Raw genomic sequence first — 13,496 nt, forward strand, 5'->3', positions numbered from 1 at the left:
CCGTGCCGCGGCTGAGCCGCAGGGGTGGGCGGGCTCCGTCGGGGTTCGGTGGTGGCGGTGGCGTGCGTGCGGCACGGAGTATTGCGGAAGCGTGACCGCCGCCACAAGGGCAAGAGGGTTCTCGGTCGGGTCTGACCCCTCCTGAGCCCTGATTTAGATGGTTACACGTGATCAAACTCGACTTCGTGTGCGGGTCACGATCCGTACTGAGGCTCGCTCTAACCCTTGGCGAGAGCGGCGATCGAGTGCTACACAGTGTCCAAGCACTGCAAGTGACACGTGTAACAACATCGTGTGAACCGCACAGCGTCACGCAGCACCCCGCCGTGCCGCACCGCACCGCACCGAATCCCCGACGCACCGCAACGCGCCCCACCGCACCCCCACCACGCCGCACCGCAGGCACCGCACGCACCGCACCGCACGAGCAGTCGCACCGCGTCAGCCGCCTCGCGCTCGGCGCGGCGTTCCCCCGGCGACGCCCTCGTGCGCGACAGCACCCTCGGCGTCTCCGTCCTCCCCGCGCACCGCACCGGCGGTCCCCCCGCGCCACCTCCCCGCTCCGTCCCCCGAGGAGTCGTCATGGCTACGAACGAGATCATCGACCCGCCCGCCGTCCCGGCGGACCCCGAACCCTCCCGCGGACGCGGGCTCCTGCTCCTCCTGCTGGTCGCGAACTCCGCGATGATGGCCGTCTACATGGGCGTCGGCTCCGTCCTCCTGCCCACCCAGATCGCCGCGATCGCCGGCGACGACAAGGTGGCCGTCCTGGGTCTGATCGGCGGTATCAGCGCGATCTTCGCCACCGCCTTCAACCCGATCGCAGGCGCGCTCTCCGACCGCAGCGGCCGCCGCAACCCCTGGGTCCTCGGCGGGGCGCTCGGCTCGCTCGCGGGGCTCGCCGTCCTCGGCAGCGTCAGTACGGCCCTGCTCGTCGGGATCGGCTGGTGCCTGGTCCAGGCGACCATGAACGTCTACCAGGCCGCCGTCACCGCGATCGTGCCCGACCGCGTGCCCGCCGCCCGGCGCGGCACCGCGTCCGCGCTGGTGGGACTGGGCCTGCCCATCGGCGGCACGGTCGGCGTACTGATCGCCTCCCAGACCTCGGAGCACCTGCGCACCGGCTACCTCGTCTTCGGCGGGGTCATCGCCGGAGCCGCGCTGCTGCTCACCACCTTCTGCCGGGACGTACCGCGCTCCGAGCCCGCCGCGGACGCGCCCGCCGCCCCCAAGGGGGCGCAGATCAAGGCCTTCCTTTCGGCCCTCGCCAACCACGACTTCCGATGGGCCTTCATCGGGCGCGCCCTGATGGTCCTCGGGTACTTCTCGGTGGTCGGCTACCAGCTCTACATCCTCGGCGACCACATCACGCTCCCCGAGGGGATGACGCCGCCCGCCGCGATGGCGGTGCTCACCCCCGTGTCGATGGTCGCCATGGCCGTCTCCACGGTGGTCGGAGGGCTGCTGTCCGACCGCTGGAACCGCCGCAAAGTGTTCGTCGGCGTCTCGGCGGCCCTCGCCGGGCTGGTCATGGTGGTCCCGGTCGTCAGTCCGACGTGGACGGGCATGCTCGTCTTCAGCGCGCTCAACGGCCTGGCCTTCGGATGCTTCATGGCCGTCGACACCGCGCTCGTCACCCTGGTGCTGCCCCGGGCCGAGGACGCCGCCCGCGACATGGGCGTACTGAACATCGCGAACGCCGGGCCGCAGATCATCGCCCCGTTCGTCGCCTCCGCCGTGGTCACCACCCTGGGCGGGTACACGCCGCTGTTCCTGGTCGGTGGCGCCCTCTCGCTGATCGGCGCACTGGCGATCCTCCCCATCCGCAGCGTGCGCTGATCCCCGCCAGGCCCCGTGGCGCCGAAAAGCCTCCGGCCCCCGGCCTCCGGCCTCGAGGTCCCGGGGTCCCGGGGTCCCGGGGTCCCGGGGTCCCCGCAGCCTCCGGGCCGCCCCTCGAGGGCGGCGGCCCGGACCGCACTCCGGCGGGCTCGCGCCGAGGGTCGCGAGTCCGCCGGGCACCACCCTGCCGACCCTCACCCCGTCCCTGTTTCCCCTCCCTCTCCCAAGGAGCGTTCTTCCGTGCAACGCAAGCGAGTTCTGCCGTTGGCCGCCCTGCTGCTCTGCGCGCCGGCCCTCGCCGGTACGGTGCCCGCCGCAGCGGCCGCACCGCAGGCCGGGCCGGTGCCCGCACCGGTGCCCACGGGCCCGCTGCGGATCCTGCTCACCAACGACGACGGCTACAACGCGCCCGGCATCCGCCTGGCCTTCGCGCGGCTGACCGCCGCCGGGCACGACGTCACCATCGTGGCCCCGCTGACCAACCAGAGCGGCGCCGGCACGAAGACGTCCAACTCCCCCTCCCTCGCGGTCCGCCACCCGGAGCCGAAGGTGTGGGCGGTCGACGGAACCCCCGGTGACTCGGTGAACTTCGGGCTCTCCGAGGTGTTCGAAGGGCGAGCACCCGATCTCGTCGTGTCGGGCACCAACTACGGCCCGAACGTGGCCGCGCTCGCCAGCCACTCCGGCACGGTCGGCGGCGCCGTCGCCGCACTCGACGCGGGCGTACCCGCCATCGCCCTGAGCACCGGCGGCCTCGTCGCTCCCGACCCCGTGACCACGGTCAATGCGATGGGTCCGACGCTCGACTTCGCCGTCAAGCTGATCGACCGGCTGCGCTCGCGGGCCCGCTCGGGCCCCCTGCTGCCCGAGGGCGTCGGCCTCAACGTGAACCACCCCGTCGTCGGCGCCGACGGCAAGGGCACCCCGGCCGGGGTGGCCACCACCTTCCAGGACGCGCAAGCGCTCCTGAAGGCCGACTTCACCGACGCCGGCGACGGCACCTGGAAGGTCGGCGTGACGGTGGACCTGAAGACGCCGGCCCGGGGCAGTGACGTCGAGGCCGTGAGCGCCGGGAAGATCGCCGTCAGTCCGATGAACGCGGACTGGAACACCGGACCGGCCGACTTCGCCGTCACCGCCGCCCTGCTCACCGGACTCCGCCCGTAGGTAGGGCGCACTCGCAGGCGAGGCCTCGGCCTCAGGCCGGTCCTCGCCCTCCGGCTGGTCCTCGCCCTCCGGCTGGTACTCGACCCTAGGCCGGGCCCGGCCCTCGGGCCAGGACCCGCCGACCACACCCGCAGGCCTTCCGGAGGCGGGGCGGGCGTCCCCCGCCCCGTCCCGCCCCGGACGGCCCGACCCCAGGAGTACGGATGCAGCGGCTCTCGCGCCGGATCACCCGGCTTTCCACGGCAAGACCCTTACTCGGCACGGCGCTGGCCCTCACCGCGCTGATCGCCACCGCACTCCCCGCGGCCGCCTCTCCCGACGGCCTCCCCGGCGGAGTCACAGGCGGCCCACCGGCCGGGTCGCCCCGCCCGGTGGTGTCCGTCGAACAGGGCGCGCTGCGCGGCCGCGCCCACGGCGGGGCGCAGGAGTTCCTCGGTGTGCCCTACGCCGCCGCGCCGGTCGGGGAGAACCGGCTGCGCGCCCCGCAGGCGCCCCGGCACTGGAACGGAGCGCGCGAAGCCGCCGAACAGGCCCCCGCCTGCCTGCAGTTCTCGCCGTTCGGGCTGCGCGATCCCTCGGCCGTCAGCGAGGACTGCCTGTACCTGGACGTGTACCGGCCCGGCCGGACCCGCGCGGGGGCCCGGCTGCCGGTGATCCTCTGGATGCACGGGGGCGCGTACAGCCAGGGCACCGGCACCCAGTTCGGCGGCCGCACGATGGCGGAACTCACCGGCTCCGTCGTGATCAGCATCAACTACCGCCTCGGCCAGCTGGGTTACCTGGGCCTCCCCGAACTGGGCCGGGAGAACGCGCTGCGCTCCGGCTCCTTCGGCCTGATGGACCAGATCCAGGCGCTGCGCTGGACGAGGGAGAACATCGCGGCCTTCGGCGGGGACCCGGGCAACGTCACGGTCTCCGGCCAGTCCGCGGGCAGCGGTTCGGTGTGCGGGCTGCTCGCCGCCCCGCCGGCGGCCGGACTGTTCCACCGGGCCGTGCTGCAGAGCGGGCCGTGCACGCTGCTGCGCACCCCCGACGGCGCGCGCGCCGAGTCCGAGGCGCGTGCCTTCGCCGCGAGCGCGGGCTGCCCCGATCCGGCCGGAGTCGTCGCGTGCCTGCGCGCCGCTTCCGGACGGTCGCTGGTGGACGCGGCCCGTACGCGTGCCACTTCGGGTCCCGCGTCGGGCGACGGGCTGCTCCCGCGGGACCCGGCCGCCGCGATCTCGGCCGGGTCATGGAACAAGGTCCCGGTCCTGATCGGGAGCACCCGCTCCGAGGCACGCCTCTTCGTCGCGCTGACCCAGCCCGGCCTGACGGCCGGGCAGTACGCGGAGCAGGTCCTCGCGAGCTACGGGGCGGCCGGACCGGAGGTCCTCGCCCGCTATCCGGTCGCCGCGCACGGATCCCCGTACCTGGCGCTGTCGACGGTCATGACCGATGCGACGTTCGCCTGTGAAACCGCCTGGACGGCGCAACTGTTCGCACGCCAGGTGCCCACCTTCGCCTACGAGTTCGACGACCCCGAGTCGCCGACCCTGGCGGGCGCGCAGGTTCCGGGCCTGGACCAGTCGAACGCGCACAGCGCCGAACTCGCCTACCTGCACGACTTCACCATGGGCGAGCGGCCCCTGACCTCCGTCCAAGTCGCCCTGGCGACGCGGATGAAGCGCTACTGGGGTGCCTTCGCCCGCCACGGGGTTCCCGCGGTCGCGGGCCAGAGCCCCTGGCCGGTGGCCGGACCGGGCGGCACGGTGCTGACCCTGGCGCCCGCGGGGGACCGACTCGACCGGGCGTTCGCAGCCGAGCACCAATGCGGCTTCTGGCGCGGCCGGCCCTCCCGGCCGCTCTGACGGGAGACGAGACCCGGTGGTCCGTACGGGGGATGATCCGCGCTCGCCTCAACGCGCGAGCGCGGGGCTCATCCTCTGGTGGTCACCGAACCGACGGCGGCCCGGGGGGTGCCGCCACGCCGCCGGATGCCCCGAGGGCCACGGTCCCCAGGGGCATCCGGCGGTTCCCCGCGTCCACGGCGCGGGCCGTACCGACCGCCGACCCGCCGCGGCGGCTCCCGAGTCCGTGGGCTGGGCCCTCGGTACGGCCGTGTCCTGTGCCCGGGCGCTGATCAGCCCGTCGGGGCTCGGCTGCGGTGTAAACGACGGACTGGCCGGGGAACTGGCCCGGTTCGCGGGGAGCGTGACGATCGGCGCGGCCGCCTCCGACCACCCAACCTGGACGCGCCGCTCGCCGAACCGCTCGCTGACGGGCATCCCCGGGGACGGCCGGGCCCGGCGGGTCCGCCGGGCCCGGCCGGTGCTAGCGGGAGCCCGCCGAGGCGTGAACCGGCGGGCCGGAAGCCCCGGCCGCCGACGACATGGCGTGCACGGCGTCGAGCTGGGTCTCCATGTCGTCGAGCGCGCTGCGCACCGCCGCGATGCGCAGCAGGAGCTCGTCGGCGGCGTCCGGCGGCGACTGCTTCGCCAGGAGCAGGGACCGCTTCTCCTCCTTCTCGGCCTCGTCCTCCATCTCCCGCGCCTCCTCGAGTGCGTTGAGGACCACGCCGATCAAGACGTTGACCAGCACGAAGGAGCCGAAGAGCACGTAGGAGGCGTAGTAGAGGAGGCTCAGTGGGGAGATGGCCAGCCCCGCGTGGACGGCGTCCCCCAGCCCTTCGAGCGTCATCAGCAGGAACAGGGTCAGCGCGGCCCGGCCGATGGACCCGTAGTGCTGCGGGTCGTGGTCGGCGAAGCAGATCCAGCCGATCATCGCGTACACGTAGACGATCAGCGCGCCCACGAACAGGAAGCTGACGGTACCGGGCAGGCTGCGGCCCACCGCGACCAGCAGGACCCGCAGCTGGGGCATGAACCGGGCGGTCCGCAGGACCCGCGCCAGCCGCAGCAGCCGCAGGAGCGTGGTGTTCTCCCGGAGGAACGGGATGAAGGCCGAGGAGACGACCACCAAGTCGAAGATGTTCCAAGGGTCCTGGAAGAAAGCTTTCGGCCGGTCGGCGTGCGCGCCGAGGCGGATCAGCATCTCCAGGGTGAAGGCGATCACGCAGAAGCGCTCGGTCGCCGCAAGGAGACCGCTGTACTCGGCGGAGAAGCCGCTGTAGGTCTCGGCCCCCAGAAGCGCGGCGTTGAAGAGGATCACCGCGAAAACGGTGAGCGAGAACGCGGGCGCCTCGCACACGTCACGGCAAGGCGCGGCAAGCCTTCCACGCCAGGTGTCCACCGCGGTCGGGTCGGTCATCGTGCTCCCTCGTACGGGCCACCGGCCGCCACCGGCCCCGCACGCGCCGGCTGTGCCGCGACGGAAGACGAGGCAGCCGAGGCGATGTTCATGTTCCGGGTCGTGTAACGCCGTACGGGCGAATTCGAGACGCCCTGGAGCGCTACATCGCCCGATCGGGGCCCCGGCCCGCCCCGCGTGGGCCGAGGAGCGGCGGGCAGGATGGCCGCATGACGAGTCGTGACGGCGGGACCGGACGGGCATGGGCAGCGTTGGGCGGTCCCGAAGGGCTGGCGGGGCAGGTGGGCTACCGGGGCCCGAGTGGTCTGGGGGACGGGCCGCTGCCCGTGAGGGAGCTCGCGCGGGCCACGGTGGGCGTGTGCGCGCTGGCCGCCGCGGAGCTGGCCGCCGTACGGGCCGGGGGCGGGGCGGACGACGTGTCTCCACTGCTGGTCGACGAAGGGGCCGTGGCCACGGCGTTCGTCAGCGAGCGCCACCTGCTGGTGGACGGCCGGGCGCCCGTGTCGTTCGCGCCGCTGTCCGGCTTCTGGCGGGCCGACGACGGGTGGGTGCGTACGCACGCCAACTATCCGCACCACGAAGCCGCGTTGGTGAGCGTCCTGGGGGCCGGGACCCGGGAGGGCGTGGCCGGGGCGATCGCCCGGCGGCGGGCGGTGGACGTCCAGGAGGAGGTCTACGCGGCCGGCGGGCTGGCGGTGGCCGTGCTGACGGAGGGCTACGGCGCGCCGCACCCCCTGGTGGAACGGACGGAGTCGGGCGTGGGCGGGCGGCCCCTCGGCAGGGTCGCGGCGGGCACCGCGCTGCCGATGGCGGGGGTACGGGTGCTCGACCTGACCCGGGTCATCGCGGGGCCGGTGGCCACCAGGACGCTCGGACTGCTCGGTGCGGACGTCCTGCGGATCGACTCCCCGGCCCTCCCCGAGGCGGACGACGCCTACGCGGACACCGGCTTCGGGAAGCGCTCCGCCCTCCTCGACCTGGGAGCGCCGGAGGGCAGGGCGGTGTTCGACGGCCTGCTGGCCGGAGCGGACGTGGTGGTGACGGGATACCGGCCGGGAGCACTGGAGCGGTACGGGCTGGGCGCGCAGGAACTGCTCGCGCGGCGCCCGGGTCTGGTCGTGGCCGAGCTGTGCGCGTGGGGGTGGCGCGGCCCCTGGGCGCGGCGCAGGGGGTTCGACTCGCTCGTGCAGGCGGGGTACGGGATCGCCGCCGCCTGCGGTGACGAGGACGGCCCCGGGGTGCTGCCGGCGCAGGCACTGGACCACGGGACGGGGTACCTGGCGGCCGCCGGGGTGCTACGGGCGCTCGCGGAGGGCGGTGGCCGAACCCTGCGGTTCTCCCTGGCGGGGACGGCGTCGTGGCTGGTCCGCGAAGTCCCGCGGGCCGGCGCCGCCGTACCGGGATACAGCCCGGAACCGTGGCTGCGGGAGACGGGCTCGGGGTACGGCCCCCTGCGGTACGCGGCCTCGCCGCTCGGCGGCCGCGATGGGGAGCGGGGCCCCTCCCGCTGGGGGACGGACCGGCCCGCCTGGCTCTGAGCCGTCGGCCGGGGCCCCGCGGGGAGGTGCCGACCGCCTCCGGGGTCTGGAGGCGGTCGGCACCGGGCGGAACGGGTGAGGAGACTTGTCAGGGTCAGGGTCAGGGTCAGGATCAGGGTCAGGATCAGGTGCTCACGCGCTCTGGAACCGGACTAGAAGTACTAGAAGTAGACGTTCCAGGTGACGCCGACCGAGGAGGACTTGCCCGCCGCGTCGGTCACGGTCAGGGTGCTGCCACCGAAGCCCCAGGTGGTGGGGGAGCCGGTGATGACGCCCGTGGCGGCGTTCATGCTCAGGCCGGCCGGCAGGCCCGTGGCCTTGAAGGCGTACGGCGTGGTGCCGCCGGTGGCCTGGAGGGCGAGTGTGACGGGCTTGCCGATGTAGACGGTCTGGTTGCCCGGGTTCGTCAGGACCGGGCTGGTGCCCGTGACGGTGCTGACCGTCCAGGAGAACGTCGCGGAGGCGGCCTTGCCCGCGTTGTCCGTGGCGGTGACGGTCACGGTGGAGGTACCGGCCGTGGTGGCGGTGCCCGTGATCGTGCCGGTCGCGGAGCCGATGCCCAGGCCGGCGGGCAGACCCGTCGCGGACCAGGCGTAGGGCGCGGTGCCACCGGTGGCCTTGACCGTCAGGCTGGCCGCGGCGCCGACGGCGGAGCTCTGGCTGCCGGGGTTGGTCACGGACGGCGCCGTACCCGCGGTCGTGATCGTCCACGAGAAGGAGGCGGAGCCGGTCTTGCCGGCGTTGTCGGTGGCGGTGACGGTCACGTGGGAGGTTCCGGCCGTGGTGGGGGTGCCCGTGATGGTTCCGGTCGAGGAGGCGATGGCCAGCCCGGCGGGCAAGCCCGTCGCGGACCAGGCGTAGGGGGCCGTGCCGCCCTCGGCGCTGTTGCGCAGCTCGGGTATCCGGGCGCCGACGACGCCGTTCTGGGCCGAGACCGCGGCCACGGTGACGTTGCCAGGCTGCGGCGTGGTGACGGCCAGGGTCACCTTGAACTTGGCCAGGGCCTCGACCACGGGCTGGAAGATGGTGAACTTCTCGCCGCTGCCCGAGGTACAGGTGGCACTGCCGCCGCCGGAGTGCAGGCCGACACCCTTGCCGCCGGTCGCGGTGACGTACGCGCCGCCCGAATCTCCGCCCGCGGAACAGGCGTTGGAGTACGACAGGCCGTCGATGACCACGCTGCCGTAGTCCACGCTCTGGTTGACCTTGGTGACCTCGCCGCACCGCATGCCCGTGGTCTGCCCGGAGCGGCAGACCGCGGTGCCGACCACGGCGTCGGCCGAGCCGGTGACGGCGACGGGGGTGTGGGTCGCGTCGCCCGCGACGTAGGGGGAGAGGTTCCACCCCGACTGGTCCACGTCGACGACGCCCATGTCGCCTTCCCGGGCGTTGACGCTGCCCTGCCCGTCCTTGTTGGACGTGCCCACGCGGGTCCCGTCCTTGCCGTAGGCGGGCTGGTTGACGTCGTTGGTGCAGTGGCCGGCCGTCAGGAAGGTCTTGGCGCCCCCGGTGACCCGGGTGGCGGCGAAGCCGATGGAGCACGGGCTCTCGCTGCCGGGCACCCACTTCTCGCCGCCGGTCACGTCGGCCTGCTGCCGCGGGCTGTCGGAGGTTTCCGTGACGTGGACGATGCCGCCCAGGGCGGTGAGGCGGGTCACGAAGGCGTCCGTGGACGCGTTGCGCGCAGTCCGGTCCACAGTGACGTCGATCCGGTTGTTCCGGACGTCGGGGCCCCACGACACCACACCCGCGATCCCGGACCCGATGTCGCGCGTCACGGTCCGGGCGGCGGCGGCCAGTTCGGCCCGGCTGTACCGGGCCTGCTGGGCGACGGCGCCCGCGTCCCGTACCAGTGCCGCGTCCGCCGCGTCGGAGACGGCCGCGTTCAGCCGTCCCGTGGAGGAGTCGAACCACAGGCCGGCCACCCGGTCGCCGACCCGGCCCCGGACGAGGGTGGCCGCCTCGTAGGCCGCCGCTTCGTCGGCGATGCGGTCGCGGACCTGTGCGGCGGAGAGGTGGAGATCGCGCTGCATGGCGTCGAGGACCTGCGGGGACGCGGACGGTCCGGGCCGCGCGGCCTCGGTGGCCCGTGCGGGCAGGACGCCCAGGCCGCCGAGCGCGACGACGGCCGTGACGGAAGCGGCCGTAAGGGAGGCCCACTTGGACCTTTCTGACAGATTTCGCACGGAAATCCCTTCATGGGGGGCGGACCGGAGGGGTAGGCCGGTACGGATGCGCGTCCCGTGGGGGAGCGCGGGACGCTTCACGTCCCCGGAGCCCGGATTTCGTGGAGCCGCTTCTGCGGACTCCGGGTGGCCAACAGAGTTATCCCGGGCCGGTGCCGGGAGCATCGGAGGAATCCCTTGCTGCCCACCACGGGGGCCAGCGGCTCAACCCGCCGCGCTCCGGCCCGCGTTGCCCTCACGCGCCGACCGGGCGGGCCTCCCGTGACGACCGGAAGGGCCTCACGCGCGCGGCGCGGGCCGCAGCCCGCGCCGGGCGCGCGTACTGCGTGCCGGGCCCGTCGCGCCGGGCCCGGCACGCAGTACGGCGAGCCGTCCAGACCACGCCCCCGCTCCTCCCGTGGAGGGCAGCGGTGCTCCGGGTCTGCGCCCGCACCCGGAGTGTGGACGGCCCGCCAGGGGGCCCGTCGTCTTCCCGTCCGCCCGCGGGCGACGACGGGAAGGCGACGACAGGCCCCGGCACCACCATCGCCGGGAGCGGCACCCCTTGGCATCAGGGGAAACCCTTGATCCCCCGGCCCGGCGGCCCCCGGCGTTGTCACGGGAACCGCCGCCGCCTACGGTGCCACCTCGTGACGCCAGACAGTGACGTGGAGAACTCCGCCCACCCCGCTCACCCCGCCAACCCCGCGTCGGCCGCAGGGGTCCGGCGCGCGGTCCCCGGGGCGGCCGCGCGCGCGGCCGGAGTGCTGGAGCGCGAGGGGCGGGTGGCGCTCGCCGGCCCCTGGGGCGCGGGCAAGACCACCGTCCTGGAGGACGTGCTGCGCGCTCCACACGCCGGCCCGGGCGCAGGCTCCGGCGCCGCGCGAACGGTGCTGCGCGTCACGACGGTCGAAGAGGACCGCGACCACGTCTTCGGCGCGCTCGCCCAGATGCTGTCCCACTGCGGAGCGGCCCAGCTCGCGGCGCTCTCCGGCAGGCAGAACGAGGTGGTCGACCGGATCCTGCACCGGGGCGCGGACGAACCGCTCGCGGCCTCCGAGCAGTTGCCCGCCCGCCTCGCGGTGACCGCGCTGCTGGCGTCGGGCCGCTGGATCCTGGCCGTCGACGGGGCCCAATGGCTCGACCCGGCCAGCGCCGACGTCCTCGGCTACGCCCTGCGCACCCTCGCCGCACCCGGTCTCACCGCGATCGTCACCGAACGCGTCCACGGCCGGGCACAGGCCGCCGCCCGGCTGCTCGGCGGGCACCCCGCCCAGATCGACGTGGACCCGCTCGACGCCGAGGAGACGGCCGCCCTGCTCGACGCGCACGGCCTGCCCACCCGCTGGGCGGGCCCCCTGCAGAGCCACTGCGGCGGCCACCCCCTGCTGACCTCCGTGTCCTGTACGGCGCTCGCGCGGCCGCCCGCCTCACAGCGGCACCGGCCCGCCATGGCCGAGCAGTCGGTCGACGCGGCCGGGGCCTGGCTGCGCGCCACGCTCGGCGAACCGGCCCGGCGCACCCTGATGCTCGCCGCCCTCACGAGCCGGCCCTCGCTGCCGCTCCTCCTGAGGGCCGGCTGCTCCGACGCGGAGGAACACCTGGCCCAGGCACAGGCCGCCGGGGTGCTGAGCGTGGACCCGGCGAGCGCCGTCCACTTCACCGCGGCGGCCCTGGCCCGGGCCGCCGCCCGCTCCGGGGCCAGGCCCCTTCGCGCGGCCGCCCACCTGACGCTCGCCCGGGCCGTCGGCGACCCCGTTCACGAGGTACGCCACCGGGCCCTGGCCGCGGACCTGCCCGACCAGGGACTGGCCGAGGACACCGAGACCGCCGCGGCCACCGCCCGCGAGGCGGGCGAACGGGCCCTGGCCGCCGAGCTGTTCCTCCTCGCTGCGGAGATCACCCCGCCGGCCCGGTCCGCCGTGCGCGTCCGCAGGCTCTCGTACGCGGCCCAGGAGGCGGCCTGCGCCGGCTCCGTCGACACCGCCCGGCAGGCGGCCGACGCCCTGACCGCCAGCAGGGCCGAGCCCACCGACCAGGTCACCGCGCTGCTCGCCGTCGTCGACGCCCACGGCCAGGCCGTCTCCGACCTGGAACCGCTGCTGGCACGCTGCCGGGAACTGGCGGCCGGCCACCCCGGCCTCCTCGCCGCCGTCGAGCTCCGCGCGGCCATCGCCGCCAACGTCGCGCACTCGGCCCCGGAGCGGGCCCTGCGTGCGGCCGGCCGGGCCGCCGAACTCGCCGCCGCCGGCGGCCACCGCCCCCTGCAGGCGGCAGCCCTGACCATGCGCGCCCGGATGGAACGGGTCCTGGGCACCGCCGACGCGCCGGGCACCCTCGCCGAAGCACTCGCCCTGGGGGTCCCGGCCCAGCACTCCGGCATCCGCAACAGCGCCCAGTACCTCGCCGCCCGGCACGCCGTCTTCGACGACCGGCTGGCCGAAGCGCGCGATCGGCTCCTGGAGCTGCTCGCGCTCGCCGAGCACGAGGGCGACTCCGAGGACCTGGTCGACATCTGGCGCAGCCTCGCCGAGGTCGACACCCGCCTCGGCGCCTGCGCCCCGGCGCTCGCCTGGGCCGATCAGGCCGTACGGCTGTCCACCACGGCGGGGCTGTCCATGGGACCCGCCTGGTACACCGCCGCGCTGACGCAGAGCGCCGCCGGATCCTTCGCGGCCGCCCTGCGCACCGCCTCCTGCGGGGCCCGCGCCTCGCAGGAGGAGGGCGACGGACTGTACGTGTCCCGGAGCCTCTGGGTCATGGGCGCGGTCCAGCTCCACACCGGGGACGTGGCCGACGCCGTGGCCTCGCTCACGGCCGTCGCCGAGGCCGAGCGGCACGTCCCGTCGGCCGACCCGGGCATGTTCCGCTGGCAGCCGGACGCCGTGGAGGCCTTCACCTGCGCGGGCCGGCTCGACCTGGCCCGCGCACTGCTGGAGCGCGCACGGCCCGCGCCGGGCCTGGCCGGCGCGGCCTCGGGACCGGGGGCGGCGCTGGACCGCGCACACGGGATCCTGCTGGCCCGCGGCGGCGCCGTGGAGGAGGCGAGCGGCCTGCTCCACCGCACGGCGGCCGCCTTCGAACGGCTGGGGCTGCCGCTGGAGCAGGCCCGTACGCTCCTCGCCCTGGGCAGGGTCGAACGGGCCCGCAGGCGCCAGGCCGCCGCCCGCGCGGCATGGGAGGCGGCCCGGGCCGTCTTCGACGACACCGGCGCCCGACCCTGGCAGGAGCTCACCCGGGAGCTGCTCGACCGGGCGGGCGGCTCGGCTCCGGCAGCGGGCCCGGCGCCGGGCGCGAGCAGGCTGACCGAGTCCGAGTCGCGCCTGGCGGACCTCATCTGCCAGGGGGCCACCAACCAGCAGGCGGCCCAGCACATGTTCATCTCGGTCAAGACCGTCGAGGGCATGCTGAGCCGCGTCTACCGCAAGCTCGGCGTCCGCTCGCGCACCCAGCTCGCGGCGGCCCGCGCCGCCGCGGCCCCGGGCATGGACGGCCGAACGCCCCCCGGGTGACCTGGGGTCACCCGGGGGGCGTTCGGCAC

At 75.0% G+C, this 13,496-nt stretch carries 7 protein-coding genes; 5 read left to right on the top strand and 2 right to left on the bottom strand.

Annotation, left to right across the window (positions count from 1 at the left end; genetic code table 11):
* The first annotated feature begins 582 nt into the window (after positions 1-582).
* The 3 genes from AC6CKD_RS28235 to AC6CKD_RS28245 all read left to right on the top strand — a co-directional run bounded on the left by AC6CKD_RS28235 (position 583) and on the right by AC6CKD_RS28245 (position 4,853).
* Positions 583-1,839: an MFS transporter gene (locus AC6CKD_RS28235; protein WP_498331033.1), complete on the top strand. Its 1,257-nt coding sequence runs from the start codon at positions 583-585 to the stop codon at positions 1,837-1,839.
* 240 nt (positions 1,840-2,079) lie between these two features.
* Complete coding sequence (gene surE / locus AC6CKD_RS28240; protein ID WP_498331035.1) at positions 2,080-3,006, top strand: 5'/3'-nucleotidase SurE; 927 nt, start codon at positions 2,080-2,082, stop codon at positions 3,004-3,006.
* A 203-nt stretch (positions 3,007-3,209) separates the two neighbouring features.
* Positions 3,210-4,853 (top strand): carboxylesterase/lipase family protein, encoded by a 1,644-nt coding sequence (locus AC6CKD_RS28245; RefSeq protein ID WP_498331037.1) that lies wholly within the window; start codon positions 3,210-3,212, stop codon positions 4,851-4,853.
* Positions 4,854-5,316: 463 nt separating this feature from the next.
* On the opposite strand, the gene AC6CKD_RS28250 is transcribed toward AC6CKD_RS28245, so the two are convergent.
* Positions 5,317-6,252: an ion transporter gene (locus AC6CKD_RS28250; RefSeq protein WP_498331039.1), complete on the bottom strand. Its 936-nt coding sequence runs from the start codon at positions 6,250-6,252 to the stop codon at positions 5,317-5,319.
* Between the two features lie 209 nt (positions 6,253-6,461).
* On the opposite strand from AC6CKD_RS28250, the gene AC6CKD_RS28255 reads away from it, so the two are divergent.
* Complete coding sequence (locus tag AC6CKD_RS28255; protein ID WP_498331041.1) at positions 6,462-7,790, top strand: CoA transferase; 1,329 nt, start codon at positions 6,462-6,464, stop codon at positions 7,788-7,790.
* Between the two features lie 161 nt (positions 7,791-7,951).
* Here AC6CKD_RS28255 and AC6CKD_RS28260 read toward each other — a convergent pair whose 3' ends face one another.
* Positions 7,952-9,976, bottom strand: a complete 2,025-nt coding sequence (locus AC6CKD_RS28260) for a putative Ig domain-containing protein (protein WP_498331043.1) — start codon at positions 9,974-9,976, stop codon at positions 7,952-7,954.
* Between the two features lie 629 nt (positions 9,977-10,605).
* On the opposite strand from AC6CKD_RS28260, the gene AC6CKD_RS28265 reads away from it, so the two are divergent.
* Positions 10,606-13,467 (top strand): helix-turn-helix transcriptional regulator, encoded by a 2,862-nt coding sequence (locus AC6CKD_RS28265; protein WP_498331045.1) that lies wholly within the window; start codon positions 10,606-10,608, stop codon positions 13,465-13,467.
* Positions 13,468-13,496: the final 29 nt, after the last annotated feature.

This window comes from Streptomyces sp. GQ60 (assembly GCF_059758875.1).